At 45.8% G+C, this 19864-nt stretch carries 18 protein-coding genes; 13 read left to right on the forward strand and 5 right to left on the reverse strand.

Translation table 11 applies throughout. The annotated features are described in order from the left end of the window. The first annotated feature begins 11 nt into the window (after positions 1-11). A complete protein-coding gene (locus ACX0G9_RS03280) occupies positions 12-383 on the forward strand; it encodes a winged helix-turn-helix transcriptional regulator (protein WP_459063418.1) in 372 nt (123 codons plus the stop codon). Here the strand turns inward: ACX0G9_RS03280 and ACX0G9_RS03285 are convergent. The 4 genes from ACX0G9_RS03285 to ACX0G9_RS03300 form a co-directional block, all read right to left on the reverse strand. Continuing rightward, a complete protein-coding gene (locus tag ACX0G9_RS03285) occupies positions 380-1351 on the reverse strand; it encodes an alpha/beta hydrolase (RefSeq protein WP_459063419.1) in 972 nt (323 codons plus the stop codon). The two genes, ACX0G9_RS03280 and ACX0G9_RS03285, sit on opposite strands and share 4 nt — an antisense overlap. 108 nt (positions 1352-1459) lie before the next feature. Further along, complete coding sequence (locus ACX0G9_RS03290) at positions 1460-3883, reverse strand: alpha-L-rhamnosidase-related protein (RefSeq protein WP_459063420.1); 2424 nt, start codon at positions 3881-3883, stop codon at positions 1460-1462. A gap of 53 nt (positions 3884-3936) precedes the next feature. Continuing rightward, the gene (locus tag ACX0G9_RS03295) at positions 3937-5046 is read right to left on the reverse strand and encodes an acyltransferase family protein (RefSeq protein WP_459063421.1); all 1110 of its coding nucleotides are present in this window, start codon (positions 5044-5046) and stop codon (positions 3937-3939) included. Positions 5047-5164: 118 nt separating this feature from the next. Then, positions 5165-5791 (reverse strand): class I SAM-dependent DNA methyltransferase, encoded by a 627-nt coding sequence (locus tag ACX0G9_RS03300; protein ID WP_459063422.1) that lies wholly within the window; start codon positions 5789-5791, stop codon positions 5165-5167. 397 nt (positions 5792-6188) lie between these two features. Between ACX0G9_RS03300 and ACX0G9_RS03305 the strand changes: the two genes are divergently transcribed. The 7 genes from ACX0G9_RS03305 to ACX0G9_RS03335 all read left to right on the forward strand — a co-directional run bounded on the left by ACX0G9_RS03305 (position 6189) and on the right by ACX0G9_RS03335 (position 15211). After that, positions 6189-7286 carry a TIGR03118 family protein gene (locus ACX0G9_RS03305; protein ID WP_459063423.1) on the forward strand — a complete coding sequence of 366 codons (1098 nt, stop codon included), beginning with the start codon at positions 6189-6191 and terminating at the stop codon, positions 7284-7286. 146 nt (positions 7287-7432) lie between these two features. Then, the gene (locus tag ACX0G9_RS03310) at positions 7433-8269 is read left to right on the forward strand and encodes an ABC transporter ATP-binding protein (RefSeq protein ID WP_459063424.1); all 837 of its coding nucleotides are present in this window, start codon (positions 7433-7435) and stop codon (positions 8267-8269) included. A gap of 15 nt (positions 8270-8284) precedes the next feature. Beyond that, entirely contained in the window at positions 8285-9148 is an 864-nt protein-coding gene (locus ACX0G9_RS03315; protein WP_459063425.1) for a hypothetical protein, read from the forward strand. 17 nt (positions 9149-9165) lie between these two features. Next, entirely contained in the window at positions 9166-9537 is a 372-nt protein-coding gene (locus ACX0G9_RS03320; RefSeq protein ID WP_459063426.1) for a GntR family transcriptional regulator, read from the forward strand. Positions 9538-9553: 16 nt separating this feature from the next. Beyond that, entirely contained in the window at positions 9554-10360 is an 807-nt protein-coding gene (locus ACX0G9_RS03325) for a hypothetical protein (protein WP_459063427.1), read from the forward strand. 43 nt (positions 10361-10403) lie between these two features. Next, the gene (locus ACX0G9_RS03330) at positions 10404-11417 is read left to right on the forward strand and encodes an ABC transporter ATP-binding protein (protein WP_459063428.1); all 1014 of its coding nucleotides are present in this window, start codon (positions 10404-10406) and stop codon (positions 11415-11417) included. Between the two features lie 62 nt (positions 11418-11479). After that, a complete protein-coding gene (locus tag ACX0G9_RS03335; RefSeq protein ID WP_459063429.1) occupies positions 11480-15211 on the forward strand; it encodes an ABC transporter permease/M1 family aminopeptidase in 3732 nt (1243 codons plus the stop codon). Between the two features lie 60 nt (positions 15212-15271). Here the strand turns inward: ACX0G9_RS03335 and ACX0G9_RS03340 are convergent, their stop codons facing one another. Continuing rightward, positions 15272-16306: a DUF3500 domain-containing protein gene (locus ACX0G9_RS03340; RefSeq protein WP_459063430.1), complete on the reverse strand. Its 1035-nt coding sequence runs from the start codon at positions 16304-16306 to the stop codon at positions 15272-15274. 176 nt (positions 16307-16482) lie between these two features. Here ACX0G9_RS03340 and ACX0G9_RS03345 point away from each other — a divergent pair, with 176 nt between their 5' ends. The 5 genes from ACX0G9_RS03345 to ACX0G9_RS03365 all read left to right on the forward strand — a co-directional run bounded on the left by ACX0G9_RS03345 (position 16483) and on the right by ACX0G9_RS03365 (position 19734). Further along, positions 16483-17100, forward strand: coding sequence for a TetR/AcrR family transcriptional regulator (locus tag ACX0G9_RS03345; RefSeq protein ID WP_459063431.1), 618 nt, complete (start codon positions 16483-16485; stop codon positions 17098-17100). Between the two features lie 114 nt (positions 17101-17214). Then, positions 17215-17877, forward strand: coding sequence for a nitroreductase family protein (locus tag ACX0G9_RS03350; protein WP_459063432.1), 663 nt, complete (start codon positions 17215-17217; stop codon positions 17875-17877). Between the two features lie 178 nt (positions 17878-18055). Continuing rightward, entirely contained in the window at positions 18056-18637 is a 582-nt protein-coding gene (locus ACX0G9_RS03355; RefSeq protein ID WP_459063433.1) for a YceI family protein, read from the forward strand. A gap of 157 nt (positions 18638-18794) precedes the next feature. Continuing rightward, positions 18795-19331 (forward strand): YceI family protein, encoded by a 537-nt coding sequence (locus ACX0G9_RS03360; RefSeq protein WP_459063434.1) that lies wholly within the window; start codon positions 18795-18797, stop codon positions 19329-19331. 10 nt (positions 19332-19341) lie between these two features. Then, a complete protein-coding gene (locus ACX0G9_RS03365; RefSeq protein WP_459063435.1) occupies positions 19342-19734 on the forward strand; it encodes a hypothetical protein in 393 nt (130 codons plus the stop codon). Positions 19735-19864 lie beyond the last annotated feature (130 nt).

Consider the following 19864-nt stretch of genomic DNA (forward strand, 5'->3'; position numbering starts at 1 on the left):
AAATTAGCGTCATGCCGGAAAGAAAAACAAGTTCCACTAATTACCGTAACCAGTCCTTCCTGGAAGACAAGTGTTCTCTGAACGAGTTACTGGACCTGGTCAGCAAAAGATGGTTCACCGAAGTCCTGTTTTGTATCGAGGAAAGCAATAACCGGTTTACGCTCATTAAAGACAATCTGAAATTTATCAGCGATACCGTTCTCTCCGACCGTCTTAAACTCCTGGAAAAATATAAACTGATCACCCGCACCGATTTCGAAGGAACTCCACCCCGCGTTGAATATGCCATTACCGGCAAAGGTATTGAGCTTTCCGGTCTGCTGGACAAGATGTGTGCGTTCAGCGAAAGCATCATCCCCTTAAGAATGGTGGAAAATCATTAGGGTTTGAGGTTCATTTCCTTCATCCAATAAATACAACGACCGAACCATTCTTCAAAAGACGGCCCGGTCAGAAAACCATGTTCTCCTTTGCTATAGATATGCATACCGGCCGGAATTTTATTTCTGCGCAGGGCTTCATAAAATTGAATGCTGTTACTAACGGGGACCACACTATCTGCTCCGGAATGAACCAGGAAGGCCGGAGGCGTATCTGCTTTTACCTGATATTCGTTCGAGAAATATAAAATCTGTTCCGGCGAAGGAGACTGTCCGAGAAGATTAAACCGGGATCCCCGATGCCCGATGCTATCCGTAAAACTGATCACCGGATTGATCAGGAGCATAAAATCGGGGCGAAGACTACGATTTTTTTGGGTCTCACCTTCATTGGATTTTGCCTGGGATTCCTCTTTATCAATAACAGGCTTATAAAAATGCGTGCCTACTGTCGAAGCCAGATGCCCGCCCGCCGAGAATCCCATAACCCCAATCCGATCCTGGTTGATCCCCCATTCAGCGGCCCTGCCCCGCACGATCCTGATCGCCTGCTGCGCATCCTGTAAAGGCCCGATACCCGGGTCGACCATAATACTGCTATCCGGCAATCTGTATTTGACGACAAAGGCAGCAATGCCCAATTTGACAAATTCCCTGGCTACATCACTGCCTTCCCGTTTGGTCAGCAACACGCCATACCCGCCTCCCGGAAAGATGATAACCGCCGTACCATTCGCCTTGCCTTTCGGCGGCAGGAAAATAGATAAGGTTGGCCTGGATACATGTGATACCACGGTATCCACTACAAGATCCTTCTTTGCGGTTTCCCTGTCGATATTCTGTTTCGCATTTGGTATGCGCCCAGGATAGAGCGGTATCTGCTGCTGGGCCCGAACAGTGGCCGAACCAAAAAGGAAAAGGAGACAAAGAAGCCCCTTAACTTTATTAAAATATGCTGAATTATTTTTCAAAGTTTATTTCGATAGTCTATTCACAACAATTTATCAGGGATTGATTTATTACCAATCGACTTGTTACCGATCGACATATTACAGATCGGTTAACTACAGATTGATTTATTACAGATCGATTTTCTGAGCCCCGCCAGTCAGGGTTATTTCTTTTCCCTGCCAAACGAATCGTCCGCTGACGCCTTCCGGAAGCACGACTTCTCCTTCGATCCCGGAGTTACCGGAAGTAAGTCCGGAGCTGTTAGGTTTCCGCTTTAACGTTACGCTGATCGTTCCTGCAGGATGCGGCATCACACCTTTTACTTCCGTTAATTCGCCCAGAGCCGGCTGGATCAGTACCTTGCTGAATCCCGGTGCATCGGGCATGATGCCGCAAATGGTAGCCAGGAAATCATAATTCGGGCTGGAACTCCAGGCATGGCAATCGGATCTTGTCGGTTCGGGTTTTTCCGCGAAAGTCGTGAGACCGATCTTCAGCATATCCCTCCATGGTGTCAGCTGTGAATAATACAGGTCTGCCATACCTGCTTTTTTCAAGGCACGCACGAGGTAGAACCGGTAAAAAAAAGTGACCTGGTTCATCGACGTATCGTCCAGAATCTTTTGCATGACTGCCCTGGACTGATTATCGGGAACGGCGCTGCTGAGTATGCCCAGGATGCTGGCATGCTGACTGAAAGCAATTTTGTCAGGCGTATCCCCCATTTCTCCTTTGCCGGTATCGAAGCAACGTTGATAGGTCCCTTCATTCAGTGTTCCGGCCAAGGTACGATAATAACCGGCTTCGTATGGTTTATGGAAATTGTCGAAAAGATCGGCTGCCTGTTGAAGGGTGTAGGCAAATTGTAAGGTGGCAATGGATGAGTTTCCATCTTCCGTTCCTTCGGCTTCTCCCATTGCTTTGAACTTCGTACTCCAATCTACAAAATTCCACCACTTTAACGGGCCCAGCATATTCTTACCCTTATCGATATTTTTTTCATACCAGGACAACACGCCTTGAATGGACGGCAGGAATTGCACTATAAAGGCCCTGTCCTCCTTATGCATCCAGTAATCATAGACCATAGAGACCCAGAATAAAGAGAACGGAGGGATAACCTGCAGACGATTGCTGGGGTACCTTCCCTGCGTCAGTCCTTCCGGTACTCTGGAATGATAAAAGTCCAGCAATGCTTTGCGCATCAACCGGTCGTCACCCGTCATATATAAGGAGATCAAAGACTGAATACGGGTATCGCCTTCATATTGCAGTTGTTCATAATAAGGACAGTCAAAATAATTTTCCCCGGCACAGAGCTGCGCCGTTCTCCACCCTACATCCCAGATTTGTTTCAACGAAGGGTCGTTGCTGGTAAAGGATGCACTGACCTGGAAGGGATAACCGGTATGCATCCCGTATACATCATCAAGAGTCAGCGGCTGGCTGCCTGTGGTTATATCCAATTGCAAATAACGAAATCCCCGGAACCATAAGGGACGGAACAATCTTTTGTTGCCTCCATCCGGTTCGAAGAGATCAAAATTCCCTTTGATCTCCATCCCGTTTATTTCATTGCGATTCCCTTTCTCTCCTGCTGCATTAAATAAGGCCTCCGCATAAGTAAGTTTGATTTTAGCGCCCTTTCCACCACTGGTCATCAGTTCAGGATAGGCCACGGTATTCACCCCCTGATCCAGCAATATGGTGACCGTGGCCCTGGCAGGAATTGTCAGCGGATGACCGCCCCTTAGAAAATCATCTTTTGCCGTCACCCCTTTACTACGACGCACAGTCGATATTCGCTGTTGGTATTCCGGGAATAAAGGAATGTTCCGCGGGGCCAGGGTCCAGATATTGTCGGTACCGTTACCCGAGGTTACCGCAGCGGCAACTGAAGCAGCCTGCTGCCATCCTTTATCGATATAACCCGGCAGTTCCCAGCCCCAGGGAAAGGCGTTTCCCTTTACCTGGTCTCCCGGACCGATCACCATATATGTATGTAACCTGGAGCCATTGTCTATCGAACAGGGTTGGTAAGCACTGTCACGTAATACCTTCCAGCTTTTGTCCGTATTGATCATCTGCTCGCCCATTCCATCGCCTTGCAACAGAAATCCGGTTTGATTCGTAACCTGGGCAACGGCTGCCAATTCGGCCATGTTCCAGACTAACGCAGCTATCGTATTTTTTCCGGCCTTTAAAAATGGAGCCAGATCGACCGTTTCAAAAAACCAATTGTAGAGATCTCCTCTTGCAGGACCGTTACAAACAGCTTCTCCGTTTACGAACAACCGATAGCGGTTATCTGCCGATACATGCACGATAAATTTTCCCGGTTTGGCTGACAGATCTATGGTTTTCCGGAAATGATAAACGCCATAACTCCGTTGCCCGGACCCGGGGTAACCGATCCAGGCGGCGGGCCAATATCCTTTTAACAAAGCCGGGTTAATGCTGAGTACGGGCGCCTGGTGATCTGAAGCATTCTGAGCATTCAGGAACGGAGCGGTTAGCAGCAATGATAAAAACAAGACAAAGTTCATTTTCATATCTGTGGTCGTTAGGTAGTTATGGGTAGCTGGAACCCTTGTTCCGGAAATACTTAAACCCGCAAAAAAACCTTCTTTTTGTACATAAAATATAAAAAGAGCCATTTGATGAACACATAACAAATAGCCATTGCCACGATATTGAAGGGATCCCCTACCAGTTGGCCGACCCATTGAAAGAAACCATTGGTCGCATATTCCCAATCGATAAAATGTCCCGACATATAAATAAGAATGGAATTCATACCGATCACGGAAAAGAAGAAAGCCCATTTTTTATACCCCTTCACATCGATGACATAATAAAAAAGGGCCAGCAGCATCAGGCTCCATCCGCCCACGTTCAATACAAAGGAACTGGACCACAAATTTTTGTTGATCGGAAAAACGATATTCCAGAGATGCGCCAGACCCCAGGATACGACACCTGCGATAAACAGATACAACGCTTTTTTTGCCCCGCCGAGTGGGCTGTTCTTTAATAAATTTCCCGCCATTATCCCCAGCAGGCCTGTTCCGATAGCCGGAATGGTGGATACCAATCCTTCGGGATCATGGATTCCCAGGTAGAGTTTGCCCGGCATGATGCTCCGGTCAAGGTAAGAAGCAAAATTGCCTTCCATGGTCAGATCTCCATGCGCAAAACCGGGAGCCGAATTAAATACCAATAATAACCAGTACCCGATCAGCAAGGCACAGAACCAGATGATCTGGCCCCTTTGTTTGGTATAGAGATAGATGATATTGGCAAACATATAAGCAAGCCCTATACGGCCAAGTACGCTGCCGAAACGAACTTCGGCCAATGGCCGGAAATGCAGCCCGTTATTGTAAATCAGCCCTAATAAAACCAGGGTCAGTCCTCGTCTGATCACCCTGATCAGCAATTGATTTCTGGGTGTTCCTTTTTCCAATTCCCGTCCAACAGAATAGGGGGTCGCCACTCCTGCCATGAACAGAAAAAGTGGGAAGATCAGGTCATAAAAATGAAACCCATTCCAGGCGGGATGGGTAAACTCTTCGGCAATGGCGCCCCAAAAGGGAGAACCAGTGGCCTTGGCCAGGCTATGAAAAATCTCTTCTGCTCCCATGATCCAGAACATGTCGAATCCACGAAGCGCGTCAAGGGAATAAAGTCGTTGGGAAGGATTTAGTTGGGACATAAGCAGTTTAAGGGGGTTACCAGTGAGTTGTTTAAGGGTTTATCTTCTCTTTCTTAAGGTTTTACCTGCAATTTTTAAGGTATGAATATAAGCAAATTAGTAGACTGATAAAATAAAATCACCCTTTTTTCAACAGAACGGTAAGTATCCTGGGAATTTCACGACGGTCGTCGTCATCGAAATATTCGTCCATATCCACCAGGGTCAATCCGTGCTGTTCCGGTATGCGGATGAAGTCGGACAAATTGTGATCGAAACAAGCCAGGACCTGACGCCCTTCTTCCGTATCGAACCTGGCCTTGGTCCCTGTATATTGTTTGAATGGGTGTAACTCACCGATATATACTTTACCGCCAGGTTTCAAGGCCTTGGCGACCTCTTCGAATACGGGTTCCAGGTTATCGATATGTTCCAAAACCAGGCTGAAGGTGATCAGATCGACCTCTTCCTTTACAAAAGTCCAGGGTTTGGTGATATCGGCTTGTTGGAACAGTATCTTTTCCGACTGGATCTTTTCCCTGGCCTTTTCCAGCATTTCTTCGGAAAGGTCGACGGCCGTTACTTTCTGCGCCTTTTGAATCAGCCATTCGGTGTTTTTTCCGGTCCCGCAGCCAATTTCCAGGCAGGTTTCAAAAGGAATATCCGCAAGGACCTTCCGCAAGGCCAGCCCTTCCAGATCCCTTGTCCGGTTGCCGTTCGTATCGTATTGCGCTGCCCATTTGTTGTATGCCTCCCTGGTGTCCATAGTTTGTTTTTTTTTGCTTTTTATAATAGGATTGGATGATGTCCAAAATTAAGGGAATTTTCAGGGAAACGATTGGTTAATGCTTCACTATGAAAGGATTATAGGTGAAAAATGAATAACTGTATATTTTACTGACGAATTTAGAAGAAAAAAAATAATACCCTATCCAGGCAACCCTTTATCCATTAGCCTGGTTTATTCTCCTGTTACCAGGGATCCCGTTATATTTTCCGTAGCCGCTTACCTCTTCATTATATAATCATCTTTCTTACTCAGGCCAAGCGTCGATATCCGCCCTTTGGACACCAGACTTATGTCTGCTAAACCCAGATCAGTAGAGAAAAAGAACGATTCTTCTCATCAAACGATTCTTTTCATCATTTTAAATCCAGGAAAAATGTCACCAACACTACCAAAAAAGCTATCCTTGTCTACAGGACGCATTATCATTTTTTTGTTTGTTCTTTCAGGTCTTATAGCAGGTCCGGCTTGCAGAAAGACGGAAATTCCCCGCTTCTTATTAAATGGTTATGAACAAACCAATCTTGTCTCCGACATACCCGGCTATGGAGCTGCCTTTGTCGATAGCACCCTGGTCAATCCCTGGGGCATCGCAGTAGCTCCCTCCGGCCCGATCTGGATCTCGGACAATGGGACAGGTCTGAGCCCTGTTTATAGTAAAACCGGCGCTACGCTGCGGCCTCCTGTCGTTATTCCCACACCATGGGATTCTGTAGGAGGAACACCGACGGGGATTGTATTTAACGCGACCACCGACTTTGCCTTCTGGGTTAATAAAGTAAAAATGGCCAGCCGGTTTATTTTCGCCACCGAAGACGGCACCATTGCCGCCTGGGGAGGAGGTAACAAAGCCACGATCGTAGCGGACCAATCCAAATGGAATGCCGTATATAAAGGTCTGGCTATGGCGAGTGACGGCTCCGCCAATTTTCTGTATGCGGCCAATTTCCATGCTGGTACCATCGATGTATTCGATAAGAACTTTACAAAAGTGCCGACAACCGGATTTCACGATCCGAATCTGCCCTGGGGCTTTGCGCCATTTAATATCCGCAATATCGGGGGCTGGTTATATGTGACTTATGCCAAACAGAATGCCGAAAAACATGACGACGTGGCCGGGGCAGGAAACGGGTTTGTGAATATATTCAAACCTAACGGCACCTGGGTCAAACGATTCGCTTCCCGCGGCGCCCTGAATTCACCCTGGGGGATCATTAGGTCCACCGTTGCTTTTTGCAAGGAGACGGAACATGCCATCCTGATCGGAAATTTCGGAGACGGTCATATAAATGTATATGATGACGACGGAAAATGGGTAGGTCCACTAAAAGATGACGGAAGGGCAATCTGGATCGACGGTTTATGGGCATTGGAAAACAATGTGCCGGCGACCGACTCCACCCAGGTATACTTTACAGCAGGCCCTGGCCATGAAAAACATGGAGTTTTCGGATACCTGCAACGGAGATAGAAAAACGGAAATAGTTTTAGGGGTAAATTGAGATAGATACACCGGCCCTCCAAATTTTTGAAAAAAGATTTGGAAGGGCCGGATTTTTTACTGACCTTAGTGTACTAGATAACTAGTACACTATATCTGAATCTTAAATCTCTATTATGGTCACTATCCGGGATTTTCATTTTGCCTACCGCCGCAAACCTGTTTTCACAGGGCTTAACCTGGATCTTGAGCCAGGCTATATATATGGATTGTTGGGAAAAAATGGTACCGGTAAATCCACTTTATTGAGAAATTTAGCAGGATTTCTTTTTCCGCAAAAGGGAGATTTGAGCGTATTTGGATTTATTCCCGGGAAACGTCAACCGGCTTTTTTGCAGCAGGTATTTCTTGTCCCGGAGGAGTTTTATTTGCCGGCCATTTCCATTGAAAGTTGGGTGAACTACCATTCCCCTTTTTATAAACGCTTCGATAGGGCTTTGTTCGACCGTACCATGCAGGAGTTCAGTATGCCTGCCGGGGGAAAGCTTGATGAAATGAGTTACGGTCAGCAAAAAAAGACCCTGATCAGTTTTGCCCTGGCCACCAACGCTTCCCTGTTGTTGATGGATGAACCTACCAATGGCCTGGACATTCTCAGCAAAAGCCAGTTCCGTAAGATTATTGCCGGCGCTCTGGATGAAAATAAATGTATGGTGATCAGTACCCACCAGGTAAAGGACCTGGAAAATCTGATCGACCGGGTCATGGTCATCGATGAAGGAAAGATACTTTTCGATCAGACGATGCGCAGTATCTCCCAAAAATTAAATTTTAAATTTTCTTTTGATCCGCAGGAGTCTGTTCATGCCTTATACAAGGAGAATTCCCTGAAAGGCAATGCGCTGATCCTGGTTAATACGGAAGGAGAAGAAACACAGCCAGACCTGGAAATGCTGTATAAAGCCATCGTCCTGAATGGAAAAGAAGTTAATGAGGTATTCCTGGCAAAGTAAGAACCTTAAAAAATTATGAACCAGATGACTGAGAACGCATTTTTTAATCCTGCCCGCTTCCGGATGCTAATCAACCTTCATTGGATGGAGAATCGAAAAAAGTATCTACTGGGATTACTGGCCATTGGGGGCCTGATATTCGCCTGGTATGCATTTATGCTGACTATGGACGATCGCGACCCTTTTAATTTTTTTGTACAGTTCGCCACGTATTATTGCGGCCTGTATTTCGTAGGCTGTTTGTATGCCAGCACTCTCTTTTCCCCCTTAGGCTCCAAAGCACAGGGTACTCATTTTCTTTCCGTTCCCGCTTCTCATTTTGAGAAATTATTATGCGCCATTTTTTTCGGAGTTTTTCTTTTTTTTATCGCCTATACGCTGATCTTTTACCTGGTGGATATTCCGATGGTACACCTCGCCAACCGGATCAATTTACAACGTCACGGTTTGTTACCCGGAAACACCGAGGGCCTGGGTGCCATGGAAGTATACAATATGTTCACGGATAGCGGACTGCCCGTTCCGGAAATTCATTATCATATTTTTTCTCTTGGTTTTTTCGCGGTTCAGGCGACTTTTATCCTGGGCTCCGTTTATTTTACCCGATATGGGTTCATTAAAACCATTGTAGCTGTTTTGTTTTTCTTTTCGCTCGAAGTGATCTTATACGTAAAGGTGGTGTTGGATTGTATCGTTCCGGAAGGATGGCACCAGGACGGGCCCTTGAGATGGATGAAATATAACACAACCCCCGGGGCGGGAAGTATTGTCCTGCTACCCCATTGGTTCGAAAGTACCCTTATATTCCTGCTACAGTTCGGGCTTCCTTTTATATTTTGGTTCATCACTTATTTCCGGTTGAAAGAGAAAGAATTGTAGGGCTTAAACTTGTCATTATGCAGTTCAGAGAATCACAGGCTATATACTTGCAGATCGCGGATTATGTGTGCGAGAAGATCCTTCTCCAGGAATGGAAGGCGGGTGAACGGATCCCATCTGTCCGGGAACTGGCGATCCAATTGGAGGTAAATCCCAATACCGTCATGCGCACCTATGAATTCCTGCAGCAGCAGGCAATCATATTTAACCAACGCGGAATTGGTTTTTTTACGGCAGATGATGCGGTAAAGCAGGTTACCCGATACCGGAAGGAATCCTTCCTCGAAAAAGAACTGCCTCCTATTTTCAGAAGTCTCATCCTGCTGGGAATGGATCCCGATGAGCTGAAACCCAGGTTCGAAAAATATAAAAAACAATTTTTCCCTTGAAAAATACCAGTTGTATATGAAACCGAGCAATAAACTTTTACTGGCTTTTTATCTTTTTGTCCTTGGTTCCATTGGGATCATCAGCCTTACCTTATATGCCAACTATAAAAATGGCAATATACTTTCGGGGAAGAGCCTGCGGGAAGAACAATTCACCACGGTCCGGATGCCTGCCCCACAATTTATTTCCGTCAGGGGGCTCTTCCAGGTTCACCTGTTGCCATCCGATTCTTTTTATCTTGAATTCGAAAAAGAGGACGGCAGGATGAAAAAAGGTAAGCGCGTGGTGGTCCTGAAACATGACGACCAGCAGGAGGCTACCCATCAGGATTACCGGATGAACGGCGATACCCTGGAAATAGGATGGACCAACGATCTGAAAATTAATCTTCCCTCAGACGATCCCCAATATAAATGGGCCATCCCGGTAATCAATATACACGCTAACCGGATAAATACTATTCTATTGGAAAATGGACAGATTATCCTGGAGGGAGGCAAAAGGGAATCAACGCCTCTGTTCCCTGCCAATCTGTTCATCCGGAATGGTGTCCTTTGGATCGGGGAAAACTATGAGAATGGTAACGATTTTATTCCCCAAAATACTTTTTATGACTCCTTATCCATTAAAGCAGAAAACAGCGCCATTCTACTGAACAAATACAGTTTCATCAGCGGTCTTCATATTCAATTGGATGGAAAGTCCGCCCTTTACGACCATGGGGCAGAAATTCAACAACCGGATATCGATTGCCGTAAGGAATCAAGGATCAACTTACGACCGGCTAATCTAAAAAAACTGCAATTGACCGTTCGAAATTAACCAATCAATAATACTGTCCGAATAAAATAGCAGTCGCTGACGAATGTACATCGCCGGACTGAAACCTATTGCCCGGCAAGCAGGCAGTTATCGCCTGAACGGTATTACGTTCTTTCAAAAGAAATATAATTACAAACAGCCTAATCATAATTCAATGCAACTAGTCATCGACTCTTTATCAAAAACTTATCCCAACGGCGTTCGTGCCCTGAGGAACATTTCCCTTACCCTCACCAACGGGATGTTCGGTCTCCTGGGACCCAATGGCGCCGGAAAATCGTCCTTAATGCGAACCATCGCTACCCTCCAGGAAGCAGACAGCGGCAAAATTTTCCTGGATGACCTTGATGTATTACACAACAAAACCAAAGTTCGTCAACTGCTGGGCTATCTCCCCCAGGAATTCGGTGTATATCCGAAAATATCGGCGCAACAAATGCTGGACCATATCGCCCGTTTAAAAGGTATTGAAAGCTCAGGGGAACGTAAAGAACTGATAGGTGAACTATTAAATAGTGTGAACCTGTATAAAGACAAAAATAAAAATATGGGAGGGTTTTCAGGAGGAATGAAACAACGGTTCGGTATAGCCCAGGCCCTGATCGGCAGCCCCAGACTGATCATCGTCGATGAACCTACTGCCGGTCTTGACCCTGCGGAACGAAACCGGTTCTATAACCTGCTCAGTCACCTGGGTGAAAATACGATCGTGATCCTGTCCACACATATTGTGGAGGATGTCAGCACCCTTTGTTCCCGGTTTGCCATTATTTACCAGGGAGAGGTATTGTATAAAGGAGAGCCTGATGCGGCTATCGCAGGATTGGAAGGAAAAATATTCAGCAAAATGATACCCAAGGATTCCCTTGCCCGGTACCGGAAAAATTACCCGATCATTTCCACCCAGCTTAAATCCGGCAACCTGCATATCCGCATTGCTCAGGATTCGGCTCCTGGTAATGAATTCCTGCCGGCGGCGGCAAACCTCGAGGATGTCTATTTCAGCAATATCCTTTCCCATGAAACAAAGGGAAAGGAATACAGCGGAGCAAAATGACCATTTTCGGGGTCCGATACAATAATCCCATCTAAATAATCTTCCCTTCTAAATAATCTTTTATGTTCTTTCAGATCTTTCTGTTCGAAATAAAATACAGGCTCCGGCGGCCTGCCTTTTACCTGTATTTCTTTTTTATTTTTATATTCAGCCTGATTTCCTTTGCCAATGGAGCCTTACCGTTACAGGAAAAAGAGTTCATCAATGCTCCTGGCGTAATGATCCTATTTTCATCCATGCTAAGCCTTTTTCTAATGTTGGTCAGCTCGGCCATTATGGGCACTCCCCTATTCCGCGACATCGAATATAATACCCGGGAATATTATCTGTCCTATCCTATTACAAAGGCCGGTTATTTCTGGGGACGATACCTGGGTTCATTTTTATTTGTCCTGCTAACCGGAGCTGGGATTTATCTGGGTGCCTGGCTGGGCACAACACTGGGGCCTGCACTGGGCTGGACGGAGGCCCGACGCTATGGGCCGAATCCGGCTATTAATTACCTGTATCCTTTTCTTACGATCATGCTCCCCAATATATTTTTTACCTCCTCTTTATTTTTTGGCCTGGTGGCTATTTTTCGAAATGTAAAAGTGATCTACAGCAGCGGCATGTTCCTTTTCCTGGGATATATCATCGCCAATTTTTTTTTACATAATATCCACAATCCTACAGTGATCTGGCTCAGCGATCCCTTTGCCATCAATGGATTGAGAATGGAAACGGGCGGGTATTCTGCGGATCAATTAAACAGCTCCTTCTTTCCATTTCGGGGATTGTTCCTGCAAAACAGGCTGCTCTGGATCGCCTTAGGGGGAATAGGCCTCCTGTTCACCTATCTGCGGTTCAGTTTTGAAAAATTCTTTAGCGGCAGACAGCGGAAACCGACAAGACAAAAGGAGGAAAGGCAAGAAAAGGCAGAATTACCTGGTGGGCAGGAGTTTCCGGCCGGACAGGAAAAGAACAGCACAACATTATTGCCCCAGAATTTTACCGGGAATTATTTCCGGAAAAATCTCGCAGGGCTAACCAGGATTGAAATCCTGAATATTGTCCGGGATAATTATTTCTGGATCATCTTATCCGGCGGGCTGATCTTTCTTTCTTTTGTATTTTGGCATGGGCCTGGCCGCGATGGGGTGGGCGATTTTCCCCGTACGGCTTTTTTCATGGATGTATTCAGCAATGATTTTATTTTCTTCATTTTTCTAATAATAATGTTTTACACGGGAGAAACGGTTCACCGTGAAAAACTAACGGGTTATGCCTTTATCAATGATGCACTTCCTCCTCCGACCTGGATGCTGAATGGCGCCAAGTTATTAAGCTTATGCGGGCTTGCTTTTTTTCTCTCACTTACCCCCATGTTGATCGGCATCGGCGTACAGCTCCTGCGGGGATACACCCAGTTTAATTTTCCCTTGTATTTTACTACCCTGTTTGCCGTTAGTTACCCCAAACTCCTGGAAATGGTTTTCTTTTGTTATGCCCTCCATATCGTCGTCAATAACAAATTCGCTGCCCATGGAATCGGCATCATCATCTATGTTATAATTTTTCTTGTCCTGAATTTTAATTATTTCACCTATACCCTGTTCCTCTACTCCTTTACGCCTCCCTTCGCGCTTTCAGATATGGATGGTATCGGTCATATGCTGGTTCCGGTTGCCTGGTTCAACGGATACTGGTTATTAGCCGGAGCCTTCCTGGTGGTAACCGGATCTCTTTATTACGCAAGGGGAACAGCATCTTCGTTTAAGGAAAGAACGAACCTGGCTGTGGAAAGATTCCGCGGGCCAACCCGCATAGGCGCACTGACCCTGTTCGCGGCCTTCCTTGCCATTGGCGGCTTTATTTATTATAATGTCAGTTATCTGCATGAATATCTTTCCCCCAGCGAAAAAACAGAGCGGGCCGTGCTCGCCGAAAAACAATTAAAACAGTATGCCGGATTGCCTTTACCAACTGTTACCCGCATGCGTCTGGAAACCGACCTGTACCCGGATGGGCAAAAGGCTGAGACACATGCCTGGCTGACCCTGCTGAATAAGCATGATCAGCCGGTCGATAGTCTGCTGCTGGATGGCGATCATGTGGCGGAATATACGTTTCGATATAACAGTCAGGACCTGTCGTATACCCTTCCGCTTTATTATCCAAGGGGGAAGTTCAACCTGTTCAGACCCAGGAAAGAAGCAGGCGAATACCGGCTCTACCGGTTCCCACAACCACTGATGCCCGGCGACACGGCGCTGGTCGAAGTTTATGCGCGGGCAGGCAGTTCCGGATTTCAAAATAGTTTGTATGCCGCCAACCTGCTCCGGAACGGAACCATTTTTACCGGTGGATTACCCGGCATGGGTTATGATGAGGATGATGAATTAAGTGATAATGAAAAACGAAAAGAAAATGGACTGCCGGAAAAGGTCCCAAGGCCCATTCCGCATAATGACCGGCAAGGCTCACACAGCCTGTCCATTGGAAATGAGACACCTCTTCTGAATCTGGATATCACCGTTAGCACCGCTGGTGACCAGACGGCGCTGGCTCCCGGAACACTGGTTAAACAATGGAAAAAAGGCGGCAGAAATTATTTTCATTATGTACAGGACAAGGATATCACGATCGATAAACAGGTGACCTATTGGCCTTTTGCCATGCTCTCCGGGAGATACGCGGTTTGGAAAGATACGGTGATGCTGGAAAAAGAAGATTTGTCCGGAGAACAGATACCTGGAAAACAGCATTTCACGAAACGATCCGTCGCGATTGAGATCTGGTATGACCCTGCCCACGGGGCAAATGTTCCGCGTTTGGCCGCAGCATACAAGGAAGGATTACATTTTTATTCCAGGGTATTTGGCCCCAGTCCTGAAAAACAATTCCGTCTCATCGAAGGGTCTGTTTACGGACCCGGGGACGCTTCTTTTCCCAATATCACCATTTTTTCGGAACGTTTTTACTGGAATGCTGACATTAGGGAGCCGGATAAATTCGATTATGGCTATTATGCAGCAGCAGAGCACCTGGCCAGGCAATGGTGGGGATTCCAGGTCGCTCCCAATAATACGGTCGGCTCCCTGGTCATTTCAGAAGGATTGGCGAAATATGCAGCCATGCTGATGGAAAAGAAGTTCAAAGAAGGGGACAGGGTTCTGAGGATGGAAAAAGATGGCTACAATTGGGGAAGACGGAATAATCTTTTTAAGGAGAATGACCTTCTCCATGCCGACCGCTACAGCGAATGGAATCAAAAAACCGGCGTCGTACTATACGGTCTTCAGGACCTGATCGGAGAAGACAGCCTCAACGCCGCTTTGCGGGAATTCCTTTCAGTTTATGCTTTCCGGAAAGAAGGCCCTTATGCCGGAAGCGAAGATCTCTACAGGGTATTGCAACGCCATGTTCCGGATTCTTTCCGCTATTATCTGACCGATACCTGGGAAAAAGTCTGCTTCTATGATAATAAAATAGTGGCAGCTTCCGTGAGCCCGCTGAAAGGAAAAGACGAATACAAAGTAAGCCTTACCGTCCGGATCGGAAAAACCTATGCGGATAGTTCCGGAAATGAACGGACAGCTCCGGTGATCCATGATTATATGGCTATCGGCCTATACACGGTAGAACAGGAAGGTCGGGGCCCTTCACATGAGATCTATCTGAAAAAACATTGGTTTCATTCAGGCATCCAGACTATCGAACTCATCGTACATGGTAAGCCTGACAGGGTCGCCATCGATCCGGAAGAAATGTTATTGGATAGAAATATGGCCGACAATCAGAAAGACCTGTAGGAATATGCTGGAATAATCCGAAGAATCTTAAGAATCTGTAAAAGGTTAATGATCCTGCTGTTAATGATTTTGGCGGTAATGTTCCAGTAAGGGATCGCCGCCAAAATCATGTTTAAGATCACGAATTACGGTATGCACATGGTTGGCATTGTTCTGAATATTATCGTATTCGATGATAATGGTTGGTCCCTGGATCCTGTAATAATAAGGTTTGCCCAATTCATGCTTCGTATAACCGGCCCAGGTAAACCAGAGGTTTTCCAGACCTGCGGTTTGTATTTCTTTCAGCATATCGTCGGCAAATAATTTTGTATACCGGTGCACATATATACTAATGAGCTGAAGCAGCAACTGCTGATTTGGAGGCGAAAGCTCTTTATACCGGATCCCCGTAGGATGATCGATCATGGCTTTCCGGTCCGTGCCGGTGATTATTTCGCCGGGAGCCACCGAATCGATAATGGCTTTTTTTAATTCTTCTTTGGAGAGCGCCCGGATCAATTCGAATCCCCGGTCCGTTTCTTCTTTTAACAACTCCTCGCCCTTTTGGGGGCCATTGAGCACTATGCCCGGGTTGGAGCCGAGAAAACTTGGCGTACCGGCCACCAGTTGATTCTTATCGGCGCAGAAATGAAAGGCGACATGATGTCCCTCAAATCGCCATCCCCAGATGGTTCCCGCACCAGGTATGCCGAAAATGCTGACAAAATATTTACCCGGGTCACGAAAATGATCTTCGGGTTTACGATGTTCCATTTCCTTCAGGATAATATCCAGCTGCATGATGCCTTTCACTTTTTTTACCGTTGGTTCGCTGAGACAGGTTCTTAACAAATCCATCACCGCCTCCTGCTGAACCGTATTCAGCTCATTCATGGAGATTCCTTTCCGGTTGTCCAGGGGCACAAAATTGAACCGGTAACGTTCTGCGTCATCGAATGGAAAAGTAGTTTGTATACGTTGTGCTGAGTCGAGAAGCTTTAGAAAGGTATTTGCCTTACCAGCCAGATCCTGAGCCTGCAAGCCAGGAGCAGCAAAAAGAAAAAACAGCGAAAAGGTTATGGACAGGGCGACATTAATTTTTTGAAGCTTCATATTGCAGGCGTTAAGGGACTTAAAGATAAGGGGAAAGGAGAGATTAGGTAGAAACAGGGTTTGTTCAAACAGAGGAAAATGTTAAAAAAACCATGCCAGCCCCCTAAAAGATTTGGCGATAATAAAAACATTCGTATATTTGCTAACGGTGTTATAAAAAGTAACATCATTATCAAATGGGCATTACAGATCGGAAATTAAGGCAGAAAGAAGAGGTTCGGGCGAGTATCCTGGACTCGGCCTGGGAAACGGTGGTCACCGAAGGGTGGCAGTCGCTTTCAATCCGGAAGATTGCCGATGCGATTGAATATAGTGTACCGGTCATTTATGCCCATTTTGAAAACAAAGATGCTATCCTATTGGAATTCAACAGGAAAGGCTTCAGGTTAATGATTGAAAAATTAAAAGAGGCCAAGGCGGGACAGCCCAAACCAGAAGATCAGATCAGGGCCATGGGAAGGGCCTATTGGGATTTTGCTTTTTCCAATAAAGAATATTACCAGTTGATGTTCGGCCTGGGAATACCTACCTGTGAATCGGTAAGGAGGATCCCGGAAATGGCCGATCTCAATACCGTGATCACCGGAAGCATAGTGGCTATGATCCCGGAAGGTAAAGAGGCTCCATTCGACCCGTTCCTTAAATATCAATCTTTCTGGTCTACCATGCATGGCCTGGTTTCGATCAATATGTTGGGCAAACCCGGTCAGCACACCGGCCTGGCCGAAAAGGTGCTGGAAGATGTGCTCTGTAGTTTTATACAGGGAGTATTAAGCAGCGGAAACCGAGGCTAGGTTAAATCAGGTTTAAAGGGTTTCCTTTTTTTTGCCCCTACCCCTAACAGTGTTATAATTAATAATAACGCTAGGATTTATACTAGTACTAACAAAAACAATAAAAACAATTAAATGAGCAACATACTGGAAGCGCTGAATTGGCGCTATGCTACCAAAAGAATGAATGGCAAAAAAGTGCCGCAGGGGAAAGTGGATATCATTTTAGAAGCAGCCAGGCTGGCTCCTACTGCCGTCGGTCTCCAGCCTTTTAATATTATCGTGGTTACGGACCCGGAATGGTTAGCTAAGATAAAAGGGGTCGCCAATAATCAACCACAGATCACCGAGGCTTCGCATTTACTCATTTTTGCCGCCTGGGATAATATTACCGATCCGCAGATAGACGATTTTTTCGACCATCTGATCAAAGAACGGAATATACCGGCCGAAAGCATGGAAGCCTACCGGAGCAAGGTGAAGGGTGTCTTTTCATCCAAAACCCAGGAAGAACGTTTCCAATCTGCCGCCAGGCAAACTTATATCGCCTTTGGGACGGCCATCGCCGCCGCTGCCACCGAAGAAGTGGATGCGACCCCAATGGAAGGGTTTAACAATACAGAATTGGATCAATTATTGGGATTACCTGAAAAAGGTTTACGCAGCGTAACTTTATTACCGCTGGGTTACCGGGATTCAACGAATGACTGGTTAGCCAGACAGAAAAAAGTTCGCCGTTCAAAAGAGAATTTGGTCATTGAATTGACCAATCATAAAAACAGCCATTTTGCCAATTAAACCGTATAGGATAATAAATCCGTATGGGTCGAATTTCGTACTGTATTCATGAAATATGTATCTGTGAAATATGTAAACATAAAATGCACCCGTGAAGGCTATCCATCAAAAAATCAATAAATCAACCAAAAAAAAACAAATGAAATCCCAGATTCACGAACACCAAAAAACATCAATTATGTCAGTGAGTAAAAAGATCGTTTTTCTTTCAGCAGCATTTCTTCTTTTAGCGACAGCAGGATTTTCCCAGGGTTGGACGGCGGACAAAAACCACTCCCAGCTGAATTTCTCCATCGGGCACATGGGAATTTCTGAAATTGCCGGTTCTTTCACCTCCTTTGATGCCAAGATCACTTCTTCCAAAGACGATCTGAGCGATGCGGTAGTCGAATTGACAGCTGATGTCAACAGCATCAATACCCAGAATGAAAAAAGGAACGAACATTTAAAAAGCCCTGATTTTTTCGATGCAGCCAAATATGGCACGCTTACTTTCAAAAGCACCTCTTTTAAGAAATTGAGCGGCAAAAACTACCAGGTGACCGGTGATCTGACTCTTCATGGTGTTACCAAACCAGTCGTATTGAACGCCGTTTTTAATGGTACGGTAGTAAACCCGATGAGCAAAAAAACCGTGGGAGGCTTCAAAGTCACCGGCACGATCAAACGTACGGATTTCGGTATTGCAACCGGCTTCCCCGCAACTATGCTCAGCGATGAAGTGGCGCTGAACGCCAACGCAGAATTTATTAAAGACTAAGCATTTATCACAGACCTACAGCCTATTGGAATGATAAAAAATCTCCCGGGAGATCCTTCCCACTTAAGGAGCGGATCCCGGGAGATTTTTCCAACCATTCCTATTTATTACTTACGTTTTTTATTATTACAGCATTTTTAATCGTTAAAGCAGAGTTATGAAGAAGTTAGTGTATCCTGTAGCAGCCGTATTGATCCTGACTGCCAGTGCCTTTACCTTTATTGCCGCCCAGAACTGGCAGATTGCAGATGGTTATTCGATCAATTTCAGCAGCAATGATGCTTCGGGAATCTTCAAGGGTTTTAAAGGAGATCTTTCCTTCGACGAACAGAATCCCGCTGCCTCGAAATTCGATATTACGATCGATGCCGCGTCCATCAATACCGGTAACGGTCTGCAGAATAAACACGCCAAAAGCGACGAATGGTTCGATGTAACCAAGTATCCAACCATTCATTATGTCTCCCAAAAGTTCGTCAAGGCAGGCAATGCATACCAGGTGACCGGCGATCTCGAAGTTCATGGGGTTAAGAAATCAGTAACCATTCCCTTCACTTTCCAGAAAACTCCTAAAGGAGCCGTATTTACGGGCTCCTTCACGGTGAACCGGAATGATTTTAAACTGGGTAAACCTGGCGGAGATGTTGCCGAGCAGATCAAAATCGACATATCGGTACCTGTTATAAAAAAATAAAAAGCACCTCATGTTTAAAAAAGCATTGTTTTTGGGAATCGTATCCGGAATATTGGCGGCAGTCGCTGCCCTGATCTATAACAAGGTCTATCATTCCGCTAACGAAGCAGACTTTTCAAAAGTAGTCAACCCGGTAATGATCTTTGCCTCCAGTATTTTTGGTACGATCCTGGCTGCTGTTGGTTTTTGGGCCCTTGATAAATGGCTGAAAGAAAAAGGAGAGATCGTTTTTAATCTCCTTTTCACCATACTGAGTTTTGCGACTATCCTTGCTCCTATTGCAGCAAAACTGCCCCTCACCCAGGAAACCCCGGAATTATTCCCCGGCCTCGCCATCCCCATGCATTTTTTCCCGGCCCTGGCCTGGTTCACTTTAAAACCGATATTCATCCGGAGATCATGATATTCATCCGGAGATCGTCGTGAATTTATCCTGTATAACACTGCGGCAAAATACTATCTGGTTCCGTAAAAATACGCAGAAAAAAAATTCGTTTATCCGGGTACGGTAGATTTGGATCTTTACAAAGTAT

This window comes from Flavitalea flava (genome assembly GCF_054461575.1).

Excerpts from the sequence above, each read along its gene's own strand:
- ACX0G9_RS03280 (WP_459063418.1), top strand. The coding sequence starts at position 12 with ATGCCGGAAAGAAAAACAAGTTCCACTAATTACCGTAACCAGTCCTTC.
- ACX0G9_RS03290 (WP_459063420.1), bottom strand. The coding sequence starts at position 3,883 with ATGAAAATGAACTTTGTCTTGTTTTTATCATTGCTGCTAACCGCTCCG.
- ACX0G9_RS03295 (WP_459063421.1), bottom strand. The coding sequence starts at position 5,046 with ATGTCCCAACTAAATCCTTCCCAACGACTTTATTCCCTTGACGCGCTT.
- ACX0G9_RS03300 (WP_459063422.1), bottom strand. The coding sequence starts at position 5,791 with ATGGACACCAGGGAGGCATACAACAAATGGGCAGCGCAATACGATACG.
- ACX0G9_RS03305 (WP_459063423.1), top strand. The coding sequence starts at position 6,189 with ATGTCACCAACACTACCAAAAAAGCTATCCTTGTCTACAGGACGCATT.
- ACX0G9_RS03310 (WP_459063424.1), top strand. The coding sequence starts at position 7,433 with ATGGTCACTATCCGGGATTTTCATTTTGCCTACCGCCGCAAACCTGTT.
- ACX0G9_RS03315 (WP_459063425.1), top strand. The coding sequence starts at position 8,285 with ATGAACCAGATGACTGAGAACGCATTTTTTAATCCTGCCCGCTTCCGG.
- ACX0G9_RS03320 (WP_459063426.1), top strand. The coding sequence starts at position 9,166 with ATGCAGTTCAGAGAATCACAGGCTATATACTTGCAGATCGCGGATTAT.
- ACX0G9_RS03325 (WP_459063427.1), top strand. The coding sequence starts at position 9,554 with ATGAAACCGAGCAATAAACTTTTACTGGCTTTTTATCTTTTTGTCCTT.
- ACX0G9_RS03330 (WP_459063428.1), top strand. The coding sequence starts at position 10,404 with ATGTACATCGCCGGACTGAAACCTATTGCCCGGCAAGCAGGCAGTTAT.
- ACX0G9_RS03335 (WP_459063429.1), top strand. The coding sequence starts at position 11,480 with ATGTTCTTTCAGATCTTTCTGTTCGAAATAAAATACAGGCTCCGGCGG.
- ACX0G9_RS03340 (WP_459063430.1), bottom strand. The coding sequence starts at position 16,306 with ATGAAGCTTCAAAAAATTAATGTCGCCCTGTCCATAACCTTTTCGCTG.
- ACX0G9_RS03345 (WP_459063431.1), top strand. The coding sequence starts at position 16,483 with ATGGGCATTACAGATCGGAAATTAAGGCAGAAAGAAGAGGTTCGGGCG.
- ACX0G9_RS03350 (WP_459063432.1), top strand. The coding sequence starts at position 17,215 with ATGAGCAACATACTGGAAGCGCTGAATTGGCGCTATGCTACCAAAAGA.
- ACX0G9_RS03355 (WP_459063433.1), top strand. The coding sequence starts at position 18,056 with ATGTCAGTGAGTAAAAAGATCGTTTTTCTTTCAGCAGCATTTCTTCTT.
- ACX0G9_RS03360 (WP_459063434.1), top strand. The coding sequence starts at position 18,795 with ATGAAGAAGTTAGTGTATCCTGTAGCAGCCGTATTGATCCTGACTGCC.
- ACX0G9_RS03365 (WP_459063435.1), top strand. The coding sequence starts at position 19,342 with ATGTTTAAAAAAGCATTGTTTTTGGGAATCGTATCCGGAATATTGGCG.